Source organism: Nocardia sp. 852002-20019_SCH5090214, from assembly GCF_001665865.1.
In the GTDB taxonomy this organism is placed as follows: domain Bacteria; phylum Actinomycetota; class Actinomycetes; order Mycobacteriales; family Mycobacteriaceae; genus Nocardia; species Nocardia nova.
Genome location: NZ_LZMK01000416.1, coordinates 44,648 through 65,582 on the forward strand (window position 1 = coordinate 44,648; position 20,935 = coordinate 65,582).

The 20,935-nt window shown below is 67.8% G+C and carries 22 protein-coding genes; 8 read left to right on the forward strand and 14 right to left on the reverse strand.

Annotated elements, in window-relative coordinates:
- Window positions 1-28: 28 nt before the first annotated feature.
- A complete protein-coding gene (locus tag A5780_RS34810) occupies window positions 29-655 on the reverse strand; it encodes a TetR/AcrR family transcriptional regulator (RefSeq protein ID WP_064911176.1) in 627 nt (208 codons plus the stop codon).
- Window positions 656-956: 301 nt separating this feature from the next.
- Here A5780_RS34810 and A5780_RS34815 point away from each other — a divergent pair, with 301 nt between their 5' ends.
- Together A5780_RS34815 and A5780_RS34820 are read left to right on the forward strand one after the other, a co-directional pair.
- On the forward strand, window positions 957-2,783 hold the full coding sequence (locus A5780_RS34815) for an acyl-CoA dehydrogenase (protein WP_064902973.1): 1,827 nt from the start codon (window positions 957-959) through the stop codon (window positions 2,781-2,783).
- 111 nt (window positions 2,784-2,894) lie between these two features.
- Complete coding sequence (locus A5780_RS34820) at window positions 2,895-3,533, forward strand: hypothetical protein (protein WP_064911177.1); 639 nt, start codon at window positions 2,895-2,897, stop codon at window positions 3,531-3,533.
- Here A5780_RS34820 and A5780_RS34825 read toward each other — a convergent pair.
- Genes A5780_RS34825 through A5780_RS34835 form a run of 3 tightly spaced genes read right to left on the reverse strand, consistent with a single transcriptional unit; the run spans window position 3,514 to window position 5,972 of the window.
- Window positions 3,514-4,380: an exodeoxyribonuclease III gene (locus tag A5780_RS34825; RefSeq protein WP_063015233.1), complete on the reverse strand. Its 867-nt coding sequence runs from the start codon at window positions 4,378-4,380 to the stop codon at window positions 3,514-3,516. The genes A5780_RS34820 and A5780_RS34825 overlap by 20 nt on opposite strands.
- A 22-nt stretch (window positions 4,381-4,402) precedes the next feature.
- The gene (locus A5780_RS34830) at window positions 4,403-5,392 is read right to left on the reverse strand and encodes a GNAT family N-acetyltransferase (RefSeq protein ID WP_063015232.1); all 990 of its coding nucleotides are present in this window, start codon (window positions 5,390-5,392) and stop codon (window positions 4,403-4,405) included.
- Window positions 5,382-5,972: a peptide deformylase gene (locus A5780_RS34835; protein WP_063015231.1), complete on the reverse strand. Its 591-nt coding sequence runs from the start codon at window positions 5,970-5,972 to the stop codon at window positions 5,382-5,384. Before A5780_RS34835 ends, A5780_RS34830 begins: the two co-directional genes overlap by 11 nt.
- A gap of 126 nt (window positions 5,973-6,098) precedes the next feature.
- On the opposite strand from A5780_RS34835, the gene A5780_RS34840 reads away from it, so the two are divergent.
- From A5780_RS34840 to A5780_RS34855, 4 genes are all read left to right on the forward strand, one after another.
- Window positions 6,099-6,476, forward strand: coding sequence for a DUF3263 domain-containing protein (locus A5780_RS34840; RefSeq protein ID WP_063015230.1), 378 nt, complete (start codon window positions 6,099-6,101; stop codon window positions 6,474-6,476).
- 54 nt (window positions 6,477-6,530) lie between these two features.
- A complete protein-coding gene (locus A5780_RS34845) occupies window positions 6,531-7,091 on the forward strand; it encodes a LytR C-terminal domain-containing protein (protein WP_063015229.1) in 561 nt (186 codons plus the stop codon).
- A gap of 116 nt (window positions 7,092-7,207) precedes the next feature.
- Complete coding sequence (locus tag A5780_RS34850) at window positions 7,208-7,897, forward strand: superoxide dismutase family protein (RefSeq protein ID WP_064911178.1); 690 nt, start codon at window positions 7,208-7,210, stop codon at window positions 7,895-7,897.
- 13 nt (window positions 7,898-7,910) lie between these two features.
- Window positions 7,911-9,056 (forward strand): glutamate--cysteine ligase, encoded by a 1,146-nt coding sequence (locus A5780_RS34855; RefSeq protein WP_030516584.1) that lies wholly within the window; start codon window positions 7,911-7,913, stop codon window positions 9,054-9,056.
- A 1-nt stretch (window position 9,057) separates the two neighbouring features.
- Here A5780_RS34855 and A5780_RS34860 read toward each other — a convergent pair whose 3' ends face one another.
- Window positions 9,058-9,750: a TetR/AcrR family transcriptional regulator gene (locus tag A5780_RS34860; RefSeq protein ID WP_146101055.1), complete on the reverse strand. Its 693-nt coding sequence runs from the start codon at window positions 9,748-9,750 to the stop codon at window positions 9,058-9,060.
- Between the two features lie 65 nt (window positions 9,751-9,815).
- On the opposite strand from A5780_RS34860, the gene A5780_RS34865 reads away from it, so the two are divergent.
- Window positions 9,816-10,787: an oxygenase MpaB family protein gene (locus tag A5780_RS34865; protein ID WP_082857078.1), complete on the forward strand. Its 972-nt coding sequence runs from the start codon at window positions 9,816-9,818 to the stop codon at window positions 10,785-10,787.
- 51 nt (window positions 10,788-10,838) lie between these two features.
- Here A5780_RS34865 and A5780_RS34870 read toward each other — a convergent pair whose 3' ends face one another.
- Together A5780_RS34870 and A5780_RS34875 are read right to left on the reverse strand one after the other, a co-directional pair.
- Entirely contained in the window at window positions 10,839-11,615 is a 777-nt protein-coding gene (locus A5780_RS34870) for an alpha/beta fold hydrolase (RefSeq protein WP_063015227.1), read from the reverse strand.
- Window positions 11,616-11,639: 24 nt separating this feature from the next.
- On the reverse strand, window positions 11,640-11,930 hold the full coding sequence (locus A5780_RS34875; RefSeq protein WP_030516580.1) for a hypothetical protein: 291 nt from the start codon (window positions 11,928-11,930) through the stop codon (window positions 11,640-11,642).
- A 208-nt stretch (window positions 11,931-12,138) separates the two neighbouring features.
- On the opposite strand from A5780_RS34875, the gene A5780_RS34880 reads away from it, so the two are divergent.
- A complete protein-coding gene (locus A5780_RS34880) occupies window positions 12,139-13,425 on the forward strand; it encodes a phosphatase PAP2 family protein (RefSeq protein WP_231983196.1) in 1,287 nt (428 codons plus the stop codon).
- Between the two features lie 9 nt (window positions 13,426-13,434).
- Here A5780_RS34880 and mnhG read toward each other — a convergent pair whose 3' ends face one another.
- The 7 genes from mnhG to A5780_RS34915 all read right to left on the reverse strand — a co-directional run bounded on the left by mnhG (window position 13,435) and on the right by A5780_RS34915 (window position 20,894).
- Window positions 13,435-13,791, reverse strand: a complete 357-nt coding sequence (mnhG, locus tag A5780_RS34885) for a monovalent cation/H(+) antiporter subunit G (protein WP_030516579.1) — start codon at window positions 13,789-13,791, stop codon at window positions 13,435-13,437.
- A complete protein-coding gene (locus tag A5780_RS34890) occupies window positions 13,788-14,048 on the reverse strand; it encodes a monovalent cation/H+ antiporter complex subunit F (RefSeq protein WP_063015226.1) in 261 nt (86 codons plus the stop codon). The genes mnhG and A5780_RS34890 overlap by 4 nt, the downstream gene beginning before the upstream one ends.
- A 70-nt stretch (window positions 14,049-14,118) precedes the next feature.
- Window positions 14,119-14,634: a Na+/H+ antiporter subunit E gene (locus tag A5780_RS34895; protein WP_030516577.1), complete on the reverse strand. Its 516-nt coding sequence runs from the start codon at window positions 14,632-14,634 to the stop codon at window positions 14,119-14,121.
- Window positions 14,631-16,247, reverse strand: a complete 1,617-nt coding sequence (locus tag A5780_RS34900; protein ID WP_030516576.1) for a Na+/H+ antiporter subunit D — start codon at window positions 16,245-16,247, stop codon at window positions 14,631-14,633. The genes A5780_RS34895 and A5780_RS34900 overlap by 4 nt, the downstream gene beginning before the upstream one ends.
- Window positions 16,244-16,627, reverse strand: coding sequence for a Na(+)/H(+) antiporter subunit C (locus A5780_RS34905; RefSeq protein ID WP_063015225.1), 384 nt, complete (start codon window positions 16,625-16,627; stop codon window positions 16,244-16,246). The genes A5780_RS34900 and A5780_RS34905 overlap by 4 nt, the downstream gene beginning before the upstream one ends.
- Window positions 16,624-19,464, reverse strand: coding sequence for a Na+/H+ antiporter subunit A (locus tag A5780_RS34910; RefSeq protein ID WP_064911179.1), 2,841 nt, complete (start codon window positions 19,462-19,464; stop codon window positions 16,624-16,626). The genes A5780_RS34905 and A5780_RS34910 overlap by 4 nt, the downstream gene beginning before the upstream one ends.
- 119 nt (window positions 19,465-19,583) lie before the next feature.
- A complete protein-coding gene (locus A5780_RS34915) occupies window positions 19,584-20,894 on the reverse strand; it encodes a hypothetical protein (protein WP_064911180.1) in 1,311 nt (436 codons plus the stop codon).
- Between the last annotated feature and the right edge of the window lie 41 nt (window positions 20,895-20,935).

Consider the following 20,935-nt stretch of genomic DNA (forward strand, 5'->3'; position numbering starts at 1 on the left):
CAGTCGAGCGGCGGTTTCGCGACAGCTCTCAGGCCGAGCGCAGCGCCCGGTAGACCGCCGCGCCCACGAAGGCGCCCAGATCCTGCGGGGTCCACTTGTCGCCCTCGGTCACCAGCGTTCGCACCGCGCCCTCACCGGCCGAAACCCACAACTCGACCAGTGCGGGCAGTTTGCGTTCCGCGTCGACGGTTCCCCACGCCTCCAGCGTGGGCCGCAACCGGCGGGCGCAGCGCTCGACCGCGAAGCTGCGCCCACGTCCGAACGAACTCGCCACCGCCGGATCGGGATTGCCGTGCAGCAGTTTCCAGGTGTCGGGGCGTTTGGAGACCGTCTCCAGCAGGGCGCGGAACCCCTCGACGAAGACCTCTTCGTCGGCCTCCACCCGGCGCGGCGGCAGGGCGTCCATGATGCCGGCCAGCAGCAGCCCCTCCTCACGCTGGATGAGGGCGTTGATGAGTTCGACGCGATCGGCGAAGCAGGCGTAGACCACCGGCCGGGTCACGGTCAGGCGTTCGGCCACGGCGGCGATGGTGACGGCCGCGATCCCCTCGTCCGCCGCGATGCGCAGCGCCGCATCCAGAACCTGCGGGCGGCGGCGTTCGGGGCCGAGATGCTGGGCCCGTTGACGCGGTCGTACCGCGGATTCCGAAGCCATGGCGAACAAGATAGCAGTGGTAGAGGGCGGTTATGCCGGTCGCATCGCACCGGCGGAGGGCAGCCGCGCGGGCGGGTCTCCGCCGATCGGGGATGCCGATCGAGATATCGAATGCGAGCACATTCCGAGCAAATTGCCGCGAGGCGGGGCGCGATTGGGAAAAGTGAATCGCGGATGGACTGGTCCGCCCGCATAAGTTACCCCGAATTCTCTAGTCTCGGCCGGTTACGGTTGCGTAAGTGAACGCGGGTACGGCAACCTCCGACGGAGAACAATCGACGATGGCGAGGAGGCCCTGAGCGTGTCGCACTACAAGGCGAACCTTCGGGATATCGAGTTCAACTTGTTCGAGGTGTTGGGAATCGGTGCGCTGCTGGAGGCCGGCGCGTACGGCGATCTGGATACCGAAACCGCACGCGGAATGCTCACCGAGGTGCAGCGGTTGGCGGAGGGGCCGGTAGCCGAGTCGTTCGTCGACGCCGATCGCAATCCGATCTCGTTCGACGCGGCCGAGCACGAGGTCATAGTGCCGGACCCGCTGCGCAAGACGGTCGCGGCGGTCAACGAGGCCGGCTGGTCCGGACTGGGTATGCCCGAGGACATGGGCGGTGTCGACGCCCCGTCGCCGCTGATCTGGGCCATCCAGGAAATGCTTGTGGCGGCGAACAATTCGGCCAGCTTCTTCAATATGGGCCCGCTCATGCACCAGGTGCTGTACCGCGAGGGCACCGAGGAACAGCGGCGGTGGGCCGAGCACGCCTGGGAAAACCGCTGGGGCGGAACGATGGTCCTCACCGAACCCGACGCCGGATCCGATGTCGGCATGGGCCGCACCAAGGCCGTTTCGCAGCCCGACGGGACCTGGCACATCGAAGGGGTGAAGCGCTTCATCTCCGGTGGTGACGTCGGCGACACCGCCGACAACATCTTCCACCTCACCCTGGCGCGGCCCGAGGGCGCCGGCCCGGGTACCAAGGGCCTGTCGCTGTTCGTGGTGCCGAAGTACCTGTTCGATTCGCAGACAATGGAATTGGGCGAGCGCAACGGCGTGCTGGTGACCAACCTCGAACACAAGATGGGCATCAAGTCCTCGCCGACCTGTGAGCTGACCTACGGTGGCGACAAGCCCGCGATCGGTTACCTGGTCGGCGACGTGCACAACGGCATCGCCCAGATGTTCAAGGTCATCGAGAACGCTCGCATGATGGTCGGCGTGCTGTCGGCGGGAACCCTGTCCACCGGATACCTGAACGCGCTGGAGTACGCGAAGTCTCGCGTGCAGGGCGCCGATCTGACCCAGATGGCCGACAAGACCGCTCCGCGCGTCACCATCACCCACCACCCGGACGTCCGGCGCAGCCTGGCGCTGCAGAAGTCCTATGCCGAGGGCCTGCGGGCGCTGTATCTGTATTGCGCGTCGTATCAGAACGACGATGTGGCACAGGCGAATTTCGGCGCCGACCCCGATACCGCGGCGCGGGTCAACGACCTGCTGCTGCCGATCGTCAAGGGCGTCGCCTCGGAACGGGCGTACGAAACCCTCACCGAGTCGCTGCAGACCTTCGGTGGCTCGGGATATCTGCAGGACTACCCGATCGAGCAGTACATCCGCGACGTGAAGATCGACTCGCTGTACGAGGGTACGACCGCGATCCAGGCGCAGGACTTCTTCTTCCGCAAGATCGTTCGCGACAAGGGCGTGGCGCTCGCCCATGTCGCCGGACTGGTGCAGCAGTTCGTCGAGAGCGAGCCCGACACCCTGAAGGCGGAGAAGACGCTGCTGGGCGCCGCGCTCGCGGATGTGCAGGCGATGGCGACCGCGCTCACCGGCTATCTGGTGGCCGCGGCGCAGACGCCGGAGGAGATCTACAAGGTCGGACTCGGTTCCGTGCGCTTCCTGCACGCCGTGGGCGATCTCGTCATCGGCTGGCGGCTGCTGGCCCAGGCGCAGGTCGCGCAGGCCGCGCTGGCGGGACAGCCGGCGGAGAAGGATCGGCTGTTCTACGCCGGAAAGGTCGGCGTCGCATCGTGGTTCGCCAAGAACCAGCTGCCGCTGCTGAGTGGTGTGCGGGCCGTGGTGGAAAACCTCGATACCGACATCATGCAGCTGGAGGAGGGCGCCTTCTAGGCTCGAAGCCCACACCGCGCACACGGCCGGCCGGGATTTCCCGGCCGGCCGTGGCGTATTCGTGTCCGACTCGCCCGCGTGCGGTACCCGAATGCGGGTACAACTGTCGGCATGGTGTTCCCGATGGCCTTCGGCTGGATCCAGGCATTGCTGGCGGTGCTCTTCGTCGTCGCGATCGCGATGCTGGTCACGGCCGTCCTGCGCGCCCGGAAGGCGGGCTGGCGCAGCCATATCGGGCGCGGCGCGAGTGGGCTGGTGGTGCTGCTGGTGGCGGTCGTCCTGCTGTGGGCGGTGACCCTGCTGCAGACCTACCTCGGGCTGACCGGTGAGGTGAAGGCCGCGCACGTCGTCGCGAAAAGCGTTGCGGGCAAAGAGCATACCCTCGATATCGAGCTCACCCTCTACGGCGACGGCCATCACGACGAGACGCATCAGACCTATCGGATCGAGGGTGATCTGTGGGTGCTACAGGCCGATATCGTGGAATTGGAGCCGTGGGTCAACGCGCTCGGATTCCATTCCGGCTACAAGGTGACCCGGCTCTACGGTCAGCGGCTCGACGGTGCCGCGGTGAGTCAGCACCAGACCATGCTCAATGGCGGCGACGGAGACTTCTTCACCGATATGCGCGAGCACAGCTGGTACACCGAACCGTTCATCCGCTCGGCCTACGGCAACGCGGTGATCGCGATGCCCGGCAGTTACGACGTCTACATCTCCCACGACGCCATCAAGACCCGGCAGAGCTGACCTCCGGTCCCGGCCGCTCCGAAAGCGCCGGAGAGTCCGAGAATTCGACCACCACGGGCGCATGATCGCTGGCGCCCTTACCCTTTCGTTCCTCGCGATCGACCCCGGCATCGACGGCGCGGGCGCTCAGCGCGGGTGAGGCGAGGACGAAATCGATGCGCATGCCCTCCTTGCGCGGAAAGCGCAGCTGGGTGTAGTCCCAGTAGGTGTAGACACCCGGACCGGGGGCGAACGGGCGCATCACATCGGTGAATCCCGCCGCCACGACGGCGTCGAACGCGGCTCGCTCCGGCGCCGAGGTGTGCGTCTTGTGCGCGAAGAATTCCGGCGACCACACGTCGTCGTCGGTGGGTGCGATATTCCAGTCGCCGCACAGCGCGATCTGCGCCGACGGGTCGGCCCCCAACCAGGCCGCGCCGGAATCACGCAGGGCCGCAAGCCATTCCAGCTTGTAGGTGTAGTGCGGATCGGTCAGTGTGCGCCCGTTGGGTACGTACAAACTCCACACCCGGACGCCACCGCAGGTGGCGCCGATCGCCCGTGCCTCCACCACCGGCGCGCTGATCAGCGAGGCCCCGGCGTCCTTGTCGAATCCGGGCTGGCCGGGGAAGGTGACCTCGACCTCGTCGATGCCCACCCGGGAGGCGATCGCCACCCCGTTCCACTGACTGAAGCCGGTGTGCACGACCTCGTAGCCGGCCTCTTCGAACCGCTCGGCCGGGAACTGGTCGTCGCGGCATTTGGTTTCCTGGATGGCCAGCACATCGATATCGGCGCGGTCCAGCCACGACACGACCCGATCCACTCGGGATCGAATCGAATTCACATTCCAGGTGGCCAACCGCATGAAACGAGGTTAGTCGGCGGGTTCACTCGCGGCGGTGGCGGCCCGCCTCGGGGTCCGGAGCGGCGTAGCGGTAGGTGTGATGGTCGACGAAGCCCATCTCCCGGTACATCGCGAGGGCGGCGTCGTTGTTCACCTCCACCTGGACGTAGGCGTGGGTGGCGCCGCGTTTGTAGCCCCAGTTGATCAGTTCGGCGCAGACGAGGGTGCCCAGGCCGTGGCGGCGGTGGGGTGCGGCGACCGCGAGACAACTCAGGCCGATCCAGTGTCGGCCGTCGGGGGCGGTGGTCAGGGCGCCGCGGCCGATCGCCAGCGGAGTCGGCAGGCCCAGCGCGGCGAAACCGAGTTCACCGTCGCAAACCGCGGTGAGCACGTCGGTATCGGGCAGCGGCGCGGCCACGTCGACGGTGTCCTCCCCGCGGTGCCGGTGCAGTTCCAGCCAGGCCGGGTGCGGCCGCTCGTCGATGCGGACCATCGACGGACCCTGCGGCAGTACGAAAGTGGCGATATCGATGCCGAGCACCCTCGTCTCGCCCCAGGTGCGCCAGCCCGGCGGCACCGGCGCCAGGCGGTCGGGGAGCCGAAGCTGCAGCGGCAGACCGTGTTCGGTGTACCACTCGCCGATGCGTTGCAGCGTGCGCATGTCGAGGGCGGCGTTGCGACCGGATTCGCCCAGTGGCACAGCGGAATTCGCGCGATGGCTGTATCCGTTGCCGGCACTGCACAACCAGCCGTCGAACCAGGCCCGCTCGAGTCCGGGCCACCCGTCGATCGCCGCCGCTTCCAGCGCGCGGATCTCACCGATCCGGATCGGGCGCGGCCCCAATGCTTTCATCGCCACCACCCGATCGGGTGCGATGGTTACCGTGGTGCCGTCGGCGGTGCGGACCTGCACCGGATCCGGTGCGACGAGTTCGCCGATCACATCCGTGAACTGCTGCGGATAACCCTCGGGCAGGCGGTACCGCACCACCACGCGGCGCCCGAGCGGGATATCGGGACGGTCAGTCGTCATGCCCGAACGGATCCGGCACCTCGCCCGGCACCCAGCTCAGACCCGGTGTGCCCCAGCCGTTGCGCTTGATCGCCTTCTTCGCGGCGCGGGCGTTGCGGCCGATCAGCACATCCACATAGAGGAAGCCGTCGAGGTGGCCGACCTCGTGCTGGAGCATGCGGGCGAAGAAACCCTTGCCCTCGATGGTGACCGGCTCGCCGTGTTCGTCGGTGCCGGTGACCCGCGCCCAGTCGGCGCGGCCGGTGGGGAACTGCTCACCCGGAACGGAGAGGCAGCCCTCCTCGTCGTCGTCGGGATCGGGCATGGTTTCGGGGATCTCGGAGGTTTCCAGCACCGGGTTGATCACCGCGCCGCGCCGCCGCTGCACCGAACCGTCGGGCTGCACGTCGGGGCAGTCGTAGACGAACAGGCGCAGCGATTCACCGACCTGATTGGCGGCCAGCCCGACTCCGTTGGCGGCATCGAGGGTTTCGTACATGTCCGCGATCAGGCCGGCGAGCTCGTCCGGCGACTGCGACACCTGCCGGGTCGGGTTGTGCAGCACCGGATCGCCGACGATGCGGATCGGGAGAATCGCCATGGTGGCACACTTTACGCGGCGCCGCGTGTACGGCCCGACACGCCGTACGACGCCTCGGTGAACGGGTGTGCCGCGTGGTTGAATGACGACGACTGTCGTCCGTTGTTGATTCGGCGAGGGAGCGATATGGACAGCGCAGCGGCCCGGAATCTATCCGCAAGCGAGGACAGCTCCGCGAGCGAAGAGATCGTGGCAGTGGTCGAAGGCGCCTCCGGCGCGGCGGTCGAGGGCGCCCCCGAGGGGGCGGCGGTCGACGGTCTCACCCGTCGCGAACTCGACATCCTCGATTTCGAGCGCAAGTGGTGGAAGTACGCCGGTGCCAAGGAAGAAGCCATCCGGGAGCTGTTCGCCATGTCCGCCACCCGTTACTACCAGGTCCTCAACGCCGTCGTCGACAAGCCCGAGGCGCTGGCCGCCGATCCCATGCTGGTGAAACGGCTGCGCCGGTTGCGGGCCAGCCGGCAGAAATCGCGGGCGGCGCGGCGGCTGGGCTTTCAGGTCTGATCGGCCGATGTCCGATGCGCGCGCACGCTCATCCCTGCGACTAGGGTCGACACCGTGAGCAACCCGAATCCGCCCTCCGGTGGACCGCCGCTGCGAGCACTCGCGATGGTGCTGATCGCGCTGGCCATCGTCTTCGCGGGCCTCGGCGCGATGGCGCTGTCGAACTCGAGTTCCGATTCCGCTGCCGCGGAGACCTCGTCGGACACCGAAACGACGGCCGCGCCGGTCACCACCACCCGCGCCGCCGCCACCACGACGGCGGCCACGACCACCGCGGCGCCGACGAGCACGCTCACCACGACCACCGCGGCGGCGACCAGCACGACGGCCGGTGTGGACAAGACCGTCCCGGTCCGGGTGCTGAACAACAGCACCGTCGCCGGCCTGGCCTCCCGCACTGGGAGCCAGCTCACCGCGGCGGGCTTCGACGTCACCGAGACCGGCAACTATCCCGGCGGTGTGATCGCGAAAACAACTGTCTATTACGGAAATTCCCCGCACGAGCGGGAAACCGCCCAGGCGATCGCGAATGAACTGGGAGTATCGGCCGAGCCGCGTTTCGCCGGAATCGCGGACTCGCCGCCGGGCGTCATCGTCATCGTCACCGGTAACTAGAACCCAACCGAGCCCCACCAGTGCGGTGCATAACGGCTCTGGCAAGATCTTGTCCGGTAAGGAATCTGTTCAACCAGCACTACTCGTAAACTCGGTACTCGTAAAGGAGTTCTCCGATGGCCCCCTCCGCAACCCGTCGCCCCTCCTGGCGGACTGTGACCCCGATGCTGGCGATCGCGGCTTTCGGCCTGGTCGCGTGCAGCAACAGCCAGGAGTCGAGCGACGTCAAGGGGACCACCCCGCCGGTATGGACCGGTAGCGCCGGTCCGGCGGAGAACTCCGGCACCGGCGCCGAGCAGAACCCGCCCTCCGGCGATTCGGTCTCGGTGCAGTTGAAGGACCCCTCCGGCGCGCAGGTCGGCACCGCCACCATCGCCAAGTCCGGCGACAAGCTGCAGATCACCGTCGACGCGCACGGCCTGCAGCCGGGCTTCCACGGCCTGCACATCCACCAGAACGGCAAGTGCGAGCCGAACTCCACCGCCCCGTCCGGCGGCGCGCCGGGCAACTTCCTCTCCGCCGGTGGCCACCTCCAGGTGGGCGAGTCGAACGCCCGTCCCTCCAGCGGCGATCTGACCTCGCTCGAGGTCGGTAAGGACGGCACCGCGAAGCTGGTGACCACCACCGACTCCGTGACGCTGGACCAGGTCAAGGGCAAGGCGCTGATGATCCACGCCGGCGCCGACAACTTCGGCAACATCCCGAACCGCTACCTGCAGGCCAACGGTGGCGCGCCCGGACCCGATGCCGAGACTCTGGCAACCGGCGACGCGGGCGGCCGGGTCGCCTGCGGCGTCATCGGGTAAGAGCGGATTCGTCATGGGTGGGGCTGGCTCTCGAACGGTTCCCTGGAACGGCTCGCCCCGCCCGACGCTGGGCGTCGAATGGGAGATCGCGCTCGTCGACAAGCAGACGCGCAATCTCTCCAATACGGCCGCCGCGGTCTTCGATCAGGTCGGTGATCTGCGGGCGCCCAACGGCCCGCCGCATGTCACCAAGGAACTGCTGAAGAATACGGTCGAACTCGTCAGCGGTGTCCACGACACCGTCGGCGAGGTGGTCGACGAGATGCACGCCACGATGGACACCGTGCGCGCGGCCGCCGACCGCGTCGGTGTGGACCTGTTCTGCGCGGGCACCCATCCGTTCGCCCAGTGGTCGACGCAACAGCTGACTCGCTCCGAGCATTACGACGAGCTGATCAGCCGCACCCAGTGGTGGGGCCGCCAGATGCTGATCTGGGGCGTGCACGTGCACGTGGGAGTCTCGCACCCGGAGAAGGTCTTTCCGATTCTCAACACGCTGCTGCTCTCGTATCCGCATCTGCTGGCGCTGTCGGCGTCCTCACCGATGTGGGCCGGCATCGATACCGGGTACGCGAGCAATCGCGCGCTGATGTTCCAGCAGCTGCCGACCGCCGGCTTGCCGTTCCAGTTCGAGAACTGGTCGCAGTTCGAGTCTTTCGTGCACGACCAGATGAAAACCGGTGTGTTCGAACAACTCGGCGGGATGCACTGGGATATCCGCCCCGCGCCGAAATGGGGGACCATCGAGGTCCGCGTCTGCGACGGCATCCCCAGTCGCTTCGAACTTTCCGCGCTCGTCGCCCTGATCCACTGCCTGATCGTGGATCTGGATCGCAGGGTGGAGGCGGGGGAGACCATGCCCACCCTGCCGCCGTGGCATGTGCAGGAGAACAAGTGGCGCGCAGCGCGGTACGGCCTGGACGCGATCATCATCACCGACTCCGACAGCAACGAGCGGCTGGTCACCGACGATCTGATGGATCTGCTGGATCGGTTGCAGCCCACCGCGAAACTGCTGCAGTGCGAGAACGAGCTCGCGCGGGTGCCCGATATCGTCGAACGCGGGGCGTCGTATCAGCGGCAGCGACGAGTGGCGGCGGCCGCGCAGGGCGATCTGGTCGCGGTGGTGGACGCGCTGGTCAAGGAATTGAACAGCTGAGTCAGCGGTCCTCCGGCGCGGCCGGGGTGATGGCGGTGCCGGCCAGCAGCAGGGCGGCGATCAATTCGGTGAGATGGGTACGGGTGGCGCGGAATTCGCCACGAATCCACGCCGCTACCAGTTCCAGCGTGCCGCTGACGACGGCATAGGCGGTCATATCCAGGTCGAGCGGGGCGGCGGCCGGGTCGGGCGGGCGTAGTTCCCGCACCACCGCGGCCATGGCGGCCGCGATATCGCGCTGAGTGCTGAGCCGGCCGCTCTGCAATGCGGCATCGGAATGGGATGCCAGCACCAGCGCTTGGCGTCGCGGGTCCGCGGCGAGGAATCCGAGCGCGGCGTCGGCGGCGGCACGGACCTGTTCGTGCAGATCCGGTCCCGCGGCCAGCGTGGCCGAGATCACGGCCGCGATGCCGTCGGCGGTGAGCTGCCCGGCCAGGGCCTGGACCAGGACGTCGCGATCGGCGAAATGTTCGTAGAAGTACCGGTCGTTCAGGCGGGCACGGGCGCAGACCGCGCGCTTGGTCACCGCATTCGCGCCGCCCTCTGCGAGCAGGTCCAATGCCGCGTCGAGCAGGGCGGTGCGCCGCCGTTCCCGGCGTTCGGCCGCGCTGATCCCGCCGTAGGCGCGCACGGCGCGACCTCGGGACTCCGCATCCGCATTCATGATCTTGACCACCGCCCTCTTTTGGTGCACTCTGACACCAGAACCATTTGTGGTGCCGCGTGGCACCACACTAATCGGAACAAGGGAGTTCTGTGATGTCCTGCCCCGTGTCTCATGAGGCGCCGACGCGGGAGCCGGCGCGCTCGGCCGGTGATGCCGCGACGACTCGCGCACACGCCGATGCGTCGGCGGCCGCGGTGCGGCGGTTCGAGCGGGTGGCCGGGTCGGTTTTCCTCGGACTCTTCGGTGTCGGCCTGTACGACCAGACCATGCTGCCCGCCGTCTCGGCCGCGCTGGAGGTCACCGGCCGGGTTCGCGACGAGCCGTGGGGGCGGGCGCGGCGTACCGCGGCGGCCGATCAGATCCTGTACCAGGCGGAGGAGGCCGACCGGCTGGCCGAGGCCGACCGGCTCTTGCGACTGCATCGCGATGTGAAGGGAGTCGGCGCCGACGGCGTGCGGTATTCGGCGCTGGCGCCGGAATCGTGGAACTGGATCCTCTACTCCGCCTTCTTCGTTCAGTACCACGCGTATCGGACGGTCACCGGCGATCGGCCGACGGCCGCCGACGACCAGGCGATCTGGGACGCTTTCCGGGCGAGCACCGCGCCGCTGCACCTTCCCGGCCGGTCCGTGCCGATCGCCGACTACCGCGAGATGGTCGAGCACTACAACCGCGTGGTCGCCGAGCAATTGCGGCGCACTCCCACGCTGACCGCGGCCACCGGCGCGATCGACGCGGCGCCGCGGCCGGACTTCCTGCCGCCGCTCGCCGAGCCGCTGTGGCGGATGGTCGCGCCGTTCATCCGGCACGTGATCATCGTGCTGGGTTGCGGGATCATGCATCCCCAGGTGCGCGAGCTCATGCCGTACCCGTGGACTCCGCGGCAGGAGCGCGAATTCCGCGCCCTCGCAACGGTACTGCGCCTGGCCTACCACGCGCTGCCGGCCGCGGTGACCGATACCGCCTTGGCGCGCAACCGGCGCCGCTATCGCAAGCTGGTCTCGAAATACAAAGGGATGGGGCTGAATTCGTTCGCTCCCGACCTGGTATCCGCCCGACGCTGACCAACCAGTGGCCTCGAATCGCTTCCTCGACAGCACCTTTCGGGACAGCAGCTATTCGTGTCCGACCGGCAGGAAGCGGGCGACCTGCTCGTCGGCGAGAAAGTCGAGCAGCAACCGGTTCACCAGCTCGGGCTTTTCCAGCGGTAGCGCGTGCGACGTGCCGGGAACGACGGCCAGCTGCGCATCGGCGACGGTGCGGGCGAGCAGTGCGCTGTGCTCGACTCGCACCCAATCGCCGTCACCCTGCAGGAAGAGTGTCGGTGCGGTGATGCGGGCGATGTCGCCGAGGGGAATCTCCGGCTCCTCGCGCCACATTCGCATGATCTTGTCGTAGACGACGGGGAAGTGGTCCGGGCCGTCCGGCGACAGCGGTGCGTGCAATCCTTCGAACATGGCACGGGTGCCGGCATCCTCGGCAAGATCGTCCAGTGCCGCCCGCGACGACGGCCACTCGCCGTCCAGCGACAAATACTGGCCGATCACCACCAATTTGCCGACCAGCTCCGGCCGCGCGATGGCAACCAGCGCCGCCACCGCGCCCCCGTCGCTCCACCCGATCAGATGGGCACCGCGTAGCGCCATGGCGTCCAGCCAGGCGGCCGTATCCTCGGCCATCGCCGCATAGGTGATCGGCCCGGGCACATCGGCGGTCCTGCCGTGTCCGCGCCGCTCCGGCACGTACACCCGATAGTGCCGAGCCAGCTCGTCCACCTGCTGTCCCCACGATTCGGCCGTCCCGAGCCCACCGTGCAACAACACCACCGGCTCACCGTCCCCGTGCACCTCGTAGTAGGTCCGCAACCCGCCCGCGTCGATGTATTCACCCATGCGTGCAGTCTGGCCCGATTTCGGTCAGCGGTGGAATTCGCGCCAGGCCTTCTGGGTGTCGGTGAGCTTCGGGCGGGGCGTGCGGTTGCGGAAGAAGTTCACCACCATCGTCACCGGAACGATGAAGGCGTGAAAGAAGATCAGGTACGAGCCGCCGTCGAAGAGAAAGGCGAGGTAGAAGGCGTAGCCGAGGAAGATGCCGCCGAAGATGCCGTTGAAGGATCGTGACGCGCTGCTCTGCCCCTGCTTCACCGACGCCATGGCGATCATGACGATCCCACTGATCGCGAGCAGTGCGACATACCAAGTGAACATGGCTCGAACTCTGGCAGCGCGCCCCTGGTGATCGCTTACGGAAAGGTTGTCGCGGCCGGGCCCGTCGCGACAATGGCGAAGATCACATCCGTCGCCGACGTTTCCGCTGTGCGAGGGGCGGCGTTCATCGCCTGTTTACGATGATCGGGTGCTGCTCGATGATCCGCGTTCCGGCTTCGGTGACGCTCGCCGTGGACGGTTCCGGAACCTGTCGCCGCACCACGCGGCCTGGGTGCTGGTCACCGCGGTGCCGGCGCTGCTGGTCGTGTTGCAGATTGTGGCCGTGCGCAACAACTTCGAGGGCCCGCTGCACAGCCTCTGGGAGGATTTCGCCGGGACACCCAAATCGGTCTCCGTGCCGTGGGCGGGGCTGGCGCTGGCGCTGGTCGGGTTGTCGTGGCGGTGGCGGTTCATCACCGTGGGCGTGGCGGTGATCGTCGATGCCGTCTGTGCGTCGATCCGGGTGTCTCTCGGCGGCCCGCTGACCATCGGCAACGGTGCGGTCATCGCCCTCACCGCGGTGGTGCTGATCGCCTGGCTCGGCTGGGAGGGTGTGCCCAAACGCAACGCCCTGCACGCGGCGGCGCTGGGATCGCTGCTGATCATCGCCACCAAGGTCGGTGACGTGTGGCTGCACTTCACGGTGGTGGCCGGGCCGGAGGTCCGCGACCGCTATCTGGTGCTGGCCGATCACGCCTTCGGTGAGCCGGCATGGGTGATGGGCCGGGTGATCGACGCCCTGGGCCCGGTGGTCTACGGCGTATTGCATTGGGTCTACATCGAATTGCCGGTGGCCGCGATGGTGGTGGCGGTCTGGCAGCTGCGCAAGGTGGTGCGCACCGGGGTGTGGCCCCGGCACTATCTGGTGCGCACCTTCCTGGTGCTGGGCCTGGTGGGCCCGGTGATCTACCTGATCTTCCCGGTGGTCGGGCCGATGTTCGCCTACGGACCCGATGGGCACGGTCTGCAGGCCGGCGACTATTGGCCGCACGTGGTGCCACCGACCGACTACCACCCGAAGCCCATGCCGTTCGACCGCTACACGCCGCGCAACTGCATGCCCTCCATGCACACCGCCTGGGCGACTGCGGTTTTCCTGCACACCCGCCGCGACAACGACGGTGCGCCCGCACCCCGCTGGGTGAGCTGGGCCGGGACGTTCTGGTTGCTCGCGACGCTGTCGGCCACTCTGGGTTTCGGCTATCACTACGGCGCCGACCTGCTCGCGGGTGCGGTGCTGGCCCTGACCGTCGAATCGGTGCTGCGCGCCCCCGAGCGCGGCTGGGACCGGGCGCGCGCACTGCTGGTCGCCGCCGGATTCACGCTGCTGATCGGATTGCTGCTCGCCTACCGGTATCTGGCGGTGTGGATGGCCGAATATCCGCTGCCCGCGGGGATCATCGCGCTCGGTCTGTTCGCCGGATTCGCGTCGGCGTTCTATCGCACCTGGTTCGCGCGCACGGCCGCGGAGGTGCCCGAACCGGTCGCGGTGTAGCGGGTGCGGTCAATCGTCGGGGAGGTCCTCGTCACCCATCTCGTTGATCAGCAGCAGGCCGTCGCGGTGGCGCTGTTCCCGATAGGCCGTCCGGCCGACCAGATGCGCGATAGCCGGCGCGGTGACCAGCGTGAACAGGCCGACGAGCACCAACATCCAGACGTTGGGATGGCCGCGCAGCTGGATCGCCGAACCGATCAGAATCAGAACCAGGCCGACGACTTGAGGTTTCGTCGCCGCGTGCATGCGCGAGAGGGTGTCGGGGAAGCGCACGATCGCGACCGCGGCGGTGGCGGCGAGGAACGCCCCGAGCAGGATGGTCGCGTACGACAACCAGATCAGCGCGGTATGGAAGATGCCGCTCATTTGTCGTCCCGCACCCGGAAACGCGTAACCGCTGCCGATCCCAGGAAGCCGACCAGCGACAGCGCGACGATGCCCGGCACCACCGTGGTGTCGTCGCTGTAGGCGGCCCACACCGCCAACCCCGCCGCGGCGATGCCGACCAGCGAATCGATGCCGACGACCCGGTCCAGGGTGCCGGGACCGGCCAGCACCCGGAAGGAAGTGAAAGCCGCGGCGGTCGCCAGGAGTATGCCCGCCACGATCGCGACAAAGGTCATGAACCTGCCTCCTGTAATTTGCGGGACACCCGCACCCGGTCGGCGGCGCGAGCCGCTACGCGATGGTCGCTCACGCCGCCTCCTGTTTGTTGCCTTCGAAGGACCTGATCAGCAGGCCTTCCAACCGGCGGGTGATGTAGTAGAACTTCTCGACCGCGTCGTCGCTGCCGACATCGAGTACGTGCACCCACGCGACCCCGGCCACCCGATCCAGTTCCAGCACCATCGTGCCGGGAATCAGATTGAGCACATCGGCGCACAGCACCATCACCAGATCCGAGTCGATCGCGAGTCGCACCCGCAGCACCCCCGAGACCGGCGCACCGGCGGGCCGCACCGCGAACCACGCGATCTGAAGACTGGATTCAATCGCGTAATAGGCGGTGAGTACGACCAATTCGATCAGTGGCAACACCCGCAGCCCGCCGTTGACCGGAACCCGGGGCAGCGGCAGCAGCACCATGATCAGGATGCCGACCACCAGCCCGGCGAGCAGATTGGCGACACTGGCATTACCCCACAGCGCGGTGTAGAGGACGGCCAGCCAGATCAGCACGCCGATGCGAACCAGTCGTTCTCGCGTCATCGGTTTCCTCCCGACTGCCACGTCTCCGGCGGGCCGAGCACGGTGCCCAGATATCGGTGCGGATCGTTGAGATCTTCGGCCGCGCGTTGGCAGATGCCCAGGATCGGCCCGGCGAATACCGTCAGCGCGAGCGCGACCACGATCAACGCCGCCGTCGGGGCCACCATCAGCCGGGGCATGCGGCCGGGGTCCACGCGGTCGTCGAACAGCACATCGGTGGATTCGTCGATCAGCGCCGAGGGGGCGGCATCGGCCAGTTCACCCTCCGGGGCCTGTACGCGCGGGCGCCAGAACGCTTTACTCCACACCCGCGCCATGACGTACAGCGTGAGCAGGCTGGTCGTCACCGCGCCGGCGATCAGCATCCAGGCCAGCACGCTCCCGTCGGCGGCGCCCGCCTGCAACAGCCGCACCTTGCCGATATATCCGGAGAACGGCGGAATACCACCGAGATTGAGCGCCGGAATGCCGAACAGCAGGGCCAGTGCCGGACTCGCCGCCAGCAATCCGCCCAATCGGCTCAGCGACGCCGACCCGGCCTGCCGCTCGATCAGGCCCACCACCAGGAACAGGGTGGTCTGGACCAGAATGTGGTGCACCACATAGAAAACCGTGCCGGTGGTGCCGCCGACCGAACCCAGCCCCACCCCGAACATCAGATAGCCGATATGGCTGACCAGGGTGAACGACAGCAGACGTTTGATATCGCTCTGCGCGATCGCACCCAGGATGCCGATCACCATGGTGAGCAGACCGCACACCAGCAGCACGTTGTCGAAGGTGCCGGCCGGCAGCAGCAACGCGTGCACCCGGATGATGGCGTACACACCGACTTTCGTCAGCAGACCCGCGAAGACCGCGGTGACGGGTGCGGGGGCGGTCGGATACGAATCCGGCAACCAGTTCGACAGCGGGAACACCGCGGCCTTGATGCCGAACGCCACCAGCAGCACCGCGCAGATCGCACTGCGCACGCCCAGCGGCACCGTGCCCATCCGCACCGACATGTCGGCCAGATTCAGGGTGCCCGTCGCCGCGTACGCCAGTGCGATGCCGGTGAGGAAGATCAGCGACGACACCATCGACACCATCACATACGACACCCCGGCCCGGACCCGGTCGGCGCTCGCGCCCAGCGTGAGCAGGACGAACGACGCGGCCAGCAACACCTCGAATCCGACGAACAGATTGAACAGGTCACCGGCCAGGAAGGCGAGCGAAACACCCGCGCTCAGAATCAGATACGTCGGCTGGAAGATCGAGGTGGGCTGGCGTTCGGTGCCGTCGCTGATACCCTGCCCGACCGCGAAGATCAACACCGCGAGCAGCACGATCGACGACACCAGCAGCATGCCCGCCGAGAGCCGGTCGACCACCAGTGTGATGCCGATCGGCGTCTCCCAGCGGCCGACCTGCACCGCGCCCATACCGTCGCGGTCGGCCAGATACAGCAGCACCCCGGAGATCGCGACCACCACCGTCAGCGCCGCGATCGAAATCGCCTGCTGCACGCGCGCTTTGCGACCGACGATCAGGGTCGCGGCCGCGGTGAGCAGCGGGATCAGCACCGGGAGCGGGCAAAGGGCGGGGAGCAGACCGGGGGACAGGCTCATTGTTCGGGATCCTCGCCCTCGCGCTGCGCGGCGACCTTCACGTCCTCGGGGTCGTCCTCGACCTGTTCCGTGGTGGTCAGCGCGAAGGCCCGATAGGCCAGGGCGAGAACGAATGCCGCCAAACCCATCGTGATGACGATCGAGGTGAGAATCATCGCCTGCGCGAGCGGATCGGCCGGGTCGTGATGGCGCCGGTCCGATTCGCCGAGGATCGGCGGCCGTCCATCCGGACCGCTCATGGTGAGGATCAGCAGGTTCACCGCATTGCCGAACAGGATCAGCCCCAGCAGCATCTTCGACACCGCGCGTTCGAGCACCAGATACACCCCGCAGGCGACCATGATCCCGATCAGGGCCAGCATGGTGATATTCGCGCTCATCGCATCCCTCCCTTCGTCGAAGACGTTGTGCCGTCCAGGAATTCGATATCGAGGCGGGCGCCGAGGCTGCGCAGCACGTCCAGGACCAGACCCACCACGATCAGGTACACGCCCAGGTCGAACAGCATCGCGGTGACGAATTTGACATGTCCGAGCACCGGCAGGGTGACCTCGATGATGGCCGAGGACAGCGGTGGCGCGCCCAGCAGCAGCGATCCGGTCGCGGTGCCCGCCGACAGCACCAGTCCGGCGCCCAGCACATGCCCGGCGTCGACCGGCAGCGCCTCGGCCAGCTCGTAGCGGCCACCGGCGAGATAGCGCATGACCAGGGCCAATCCGGCGGTGAGACCGCCCGCGAAGCCGCCGCCCGGCGCATTGTGGCCGGCGAAGAAGAAATACGCCGACAGCACCATCATGGTCGGGAACAGCATCCGGGTGGTCATCGCCATCACCATCGACCGGTCCCGCGGGGCGACGAGCGGACTGGCGCGCAACCAGTAGGCCCGATCCGGGTCGGGGGTGTAGCCGGGGGCGTCGGAGACGCGCGGCAGGGTGCCGAACCGGCGGCTGCGGAACATCAGCGAGGCGACACCGGTGGCCGCGACCACCAGCACCGAGATCTCGCCGAGGGTGTCCCACGCCCGGATGTCGACGAGCAGCACGTTCACCGCGTTCTTCCCGCCGCCGAAACTGTATGCGGCGGGCGGGATTCGATGCCAGATCGGTTCGGTGCTGCGGGCCGCGGTGGCGAAGGCCGCCACGATCACCACCGCCGCTCCGACCGCCGCGGACAGGATGGCGCGGCGCACCTTGAGGGCGGCGGTGCGGCTGGGTTCGATCTCGGCGGAGAACTTCCGCAGCACCAGCACGAAGATCACCAACGTCAGTGTCTCGACCAGGAACTGGGTGAGGGCGAGATCCGGCGCGCCGTGCAGGGCGAAGATCACACCGCAGCCGTAGCCGGTGACCCCGACGAGCAGCACGCTGGCGAGGCGGTTGCGCATGATGGTGGCGCCCAGCGCCATCGCGGCCATCACCAGCGCGATCACCAGCTGTAGTGAGGAATCCCACGCCCGCACGGAGATGCGCGAACGCGCGCCGATGAACAACAGGACCAACGGCAACGCCACGACCGTGATCAGGATCAGCCCCTGATTCAGCGGCAGCGAACCACGCTGGGTGGCACCGGTCATCCGCAGCGACAGCTGATCCATCGCGCGCAGTACGGCGTCGTAGACCCGGTCGGCGTTGCCGAGGCGCGGATTCACCGATTCGCCGATCCGGTCGCGGATCTCGAACAGCACCAGACCGCAGGCGATGGCGATCAGGGTGAGGGTGAGCGGGGTGCCCCAGCCGTGCCACAACCCCAGATGCGCCTTCAGCGGCCCGAGGGTGCGGGCGTAGGGCGAGAGCAGCCGGTCCATCCAGGGCGAGGCGAGACCCGCGGCCAGCGAGGCCACGGCCAGCACGGCCGGCGGCGCCACGAACAGCGCACTCGGGCGATGCCAGGGCGGCTCCGGCTCCGGCACACCCTCGGAGGCGCGTTTCGTACCGAACGCGCCCCAGACCATGCGCGCGCTGTAGCCGACGGTGAACATCGACCCGAGCACGATGCCGATCGCGACGGCGATCCGAACCGGTGGGTTCAGATTGCCCGCGTCGAGTTCGGCGGCGAAAGCGCTTTCCTTTCCGACGAATCCGAACAGCGGCGGAATCGCGGCCATGCTCAACGCGGCGAGCGCCGCGACCGCGCACAGGACCGGCGCGCGCCGCCCGATGCCGGAGAGCCGGCGCAGATCGCGGGTGCCGGCGCTGTGATCGACGATGCCGACCACCATGAACAGACATCCCTTGAACAGCGCGTGCGCGACCAGCAACGCCGCACCGGCCAGCGCCGCCTCCGGGGTGCCGGTGCCGACCAGGACCAGCAGGAATCCGAGCTGGCTCACGGTGCCGAAGGCGAGCACCAGTTTCAGGTCGTAGACCTGCAGCGATCGCAGACCGGCGAGCAGCATCGACAGGATGCCGAGGGTCAGCACGATCGGATGCCACACCGGTGCCTCGGACAGGCCCGGGGCGAGTCGCGCCACCAGGTAGATACCGGCCTTCACCATCGCGGCGGCGTGCAGATAGGCGCTCACCGGGGTGGGTGCGATCATCGCGCCGGGCAGCCAGAAGTGCAGTGGCACGATCGCCGATTTGCTCAACGCGCCGATCAGGATCAGCACCACCGCGACATTGGTCGACCAGTCGTGCGGATCGGCCCGCGCCACCACATCGGAGAGCAGATAGCTGTCGCAGCGCTGCCCGAGCAGCACCAGGCCGACCAGCATCGCCAAGCCGCCCGCGGCCGTGACCAGCAGCGCCTGCAGCGCCGCGCGACGGCCGGTGCTCTGTTCGGCGTGATGGCCCACCAGCAGGAACGACAGCACCGTGGTGAGCTCCCAGAAGGTGAACAGCACCAGCATGTTGTCGCTGACGACGAGCCCGAACATGGCCCCGGCGAAGGCCACCAGATAGCCGGCGAAGATACCCAGGCGGGCTCGGTCGTCGTCGTCGAAATATTCGGCGCAATAGGCCAGAACCAGCGCGCCCACGCCCAGGACCAGCACCGACATGATGGAGGCGAGGCTGTCCAGACGCAGATCCAGATTCATGTGGATCTCCGGCGCCCAGGCGATCCGGACCTCGGCGTCGCTGTTCCAGTTCGCGATGACCCATACCAGCCCGGCCAGCGGCGCCAGGGCGATCGGGTAGAACCCGCGCCTTCCCCATACGCGCACAGCGAGCGGTGCGAGCAGGGCGGCACAAGCATGGGCTAGCAGGATGGCGAGCAAACGTCACTCCGTCGGTCGGCGGCGGGGTGGTGGCGCCCCGATCCTACTGCTGACTCCGGGCTTCAGTGGTCACGGCCGGATCCGGCTCGGTCCGGAGCGCGACCTTCCAGAGACGATGGCTATATATCGGCTACCGATTCGGTGGTGGTCGGCTTGCGCCAATAGCGCAGGGCGAGCAGGCCCGCCGCGCAGACTGCGGTGATGCTCAATGCGGTCCAATAGGGCGCCGCCGAGCTCATCGTCGTGGCTGGGCACAGGTACCACTGGTCGGGATCGGAGACGCATTGCGGCCGGTCGAGGTGATCGCGCAGGGCGGTTACCACCGACGGCACGAATATGATCGCCACACCGAGCACCCGGGTCGGGTTGTATCGCGGTGCGGCACTGCCGAAGCTGTAGCCGGCCACCGCTGCGAGGAGCCCGCTCAACACCGCCGCCTGCATGCCGCTGGTGATCCGATGCCCGGAGACCAGCGCGCAGTACAACGCCATCGCCGCCAATGTCGCCATGGCGAGCATCGGCATCGGCCGCCGGAATCCCGCGACCAGCCCCAGCGCGATCAACAACACCAGGGGAGCGACCGACCAGATCGGCAGCCGGGCCGGTATCAATGCTCCGCCCACCGCCGACAACGCGACGGCCAGCAAGATCAACACACCGTCGCGCCGCGGCAGCAAGAAGGCCGCCACTACGGCTGCGGCCACCGCCAGGGACGCGGCGAAGGCGATACCGCCGGCGTTGTCGGCGTGCCGAGCAAGCCATTCCGCGCTGAACACCCGACCGATGACGAAGATCAGTCCCGCGACGATCGGCGCCATAGGTAATTCGACCGAGCGCCGTTCCACGGTGTCCTGGTTGCGATTGACGATCATGCCGACGATCACGAGGACGAGGGTGATCACGATCAACCACAGCGGCGGCAGCGTGGTCGTCGACCAACCCGGCGCGCCCATCACTCCGTTCCGCACGGTTCCCTTCGAGGTCGAACCGAGCTGGCCGAAGACCACCGCCGCGAGCGCCCCCAGGGTCCAGCCGAACACCTGCAGCCAGCCGCGCAGCACCGCGACCGCGATTCCGCCCAGCAGAATTCCGCCCGCCAGCGTTTCCAGATAGTTCAGAGTGGCCGGCGCGATGCTCTGGTCGCCGCTCTCGGCCAGCAGATGAGCCAGCAGCATGGTCGCCACCCCGCACAGCGCCGTACCCCATGCGACGAGGGCGTGATTGACGGTGGTGGCGAAAACGGCCACGATCAGCGCCACGATCGCGCCCACGGCGATGGCCTTCGGCTGGCTGGCGGCGAGCATATCCATCTGCAGCACCGAGGTCTGCGAGGCCCAGCGGAAGCCGTTGGGCAGCAGCAACGACAGCCCGGCGACCAGGGTGGCCAGGGCCGCCGTGATCATCTCCAGAACCGCGTGGCGCGTGCGCACCAGCCGAAAATACCTGCGAACCGGGTGGAACCGGGGCAGAC

What these genes read in the sequence shown, in the direction of transcription:
- A5780_RS34810 (WP_064911176.1), bottom strand. Translation starts at nt 655, where the DNA reads ATGGCTTCGGAATCCGCGGTACGACCGCGTCAACGGGCCCAGCATCTC.
- A5780_RS34820 (WP_064911177.1), top strand. Translation starts at nt 2,895, where the DNA reads ATGGTGTTCCCGATGGCCTTCGGCTGGATCCAGGCATTGCTGGCGGTG.
- A5780_RS34825 (WP_063015233.1), bottom strand. Translation starts at nt 4,380, where the DNA reads ATGCGGTTGGCCACCTGGAATGTGAATTCGATTCGATCCCGAGTGGAT.
- A5780_RS34830 (WP_063015232.1), bottom strand. Translation starts at nt 5,392, where the DNA reads ATGACGACTGACCGTCCCGATATCCCGCTCGGGCGCCGCGTGGTGGTG.
- A5780_RS34835 (WP_063015231.1), bottom strand. Translation starts at nt 5,972, where the DNA reads ATGGCGATTCTCCCGATCCGCATCGTCGGCGATCCGGTGCTGCACAAC.
- A5780_RS34840 (WP_063015230.1), top strand. Translation starts at nt 6,099, where the DNA reads ATGGACAGCGCAGCGGCCCGGAATCTATCCGCAAGCGAGGACAGCTCC.
- A5780_RS34850 (WP_064911178.1), top strand. Translation starts at nt 7,208, where the DNA reads ATGGCCCCCTCCGCAACCCGTCGCCCCTCCTGGCGGACTGTGACCCCG.
- A5780_RS34855 (WP_030516584.1), top strand. Translation starts at nt 7,911, where the DNA reads ATGGGTGGGGCTGGCTCTCGAACGGTTCCCTGGAACGGCTCGCCCCGC.
- A5780_RS34865 (WP_082857078.1), top strand. Translation starts at nt 9,816, where the DNA reads ATGTCCTGCCCCGTGTCTCATGAGGCGCCGACGCGGGAGCCGGCGCGC.
- A5780_RS34870 (WP_063015227.1), bottom strand. Translation starts at nt 11,615, where the DNA reads ATGGGTGAATACATCGACGCGGGCGGGTTGCGGACCTACTACGAGGTG.
- A5780_RS34875 (WP_030516580.1), bottom strand. Translation starts at nt 11,930, where the DNA reads ATGTTCACTTGGTATGTCGCACTGCTCGCGATCAGTGGGATCGTCATG.
- mnhG (WP_030516579.1), bottom strand. Translation starts at nt 13,791, where the DNA reads ATGAGCGGCATCTTCCATACCGCGCTGATCTGGTTGTCGTACGCGACC.
- A5780_RS34890 (WP_063015226.1), bottom strand. Translation starts at nt 14,048, where the DNA reads ATGACCTTTGTCGCGATCGTGGCGGGCATACTCCTGGCGACCGCCGCG.
- A5780_RS34895 (WP_030516577.1), bottom strand. Translation starts at nt 14,634, where the DNA reads ATGACGCGAGAACGACTGGTTCGCATCGGCGTGCTGATCTGGCTGGCC.
- A5780_RS34900 (WP_030516576.1), bottom strand. Translation starts at nt 16,247, where the DNA reads ATGAGCCTGTCCCCCGGTCTGCTCCCCGCCCTTTGCCCGCTCCCGGTG.
- A5780_RS34905 (WP_063015225.1), bottom strand. Translation starts at nt 16,627, where the DNA reads ATGAGCGCGAATATCACCATGCTGGCCCTGATCGGGATCATGGTCGCC.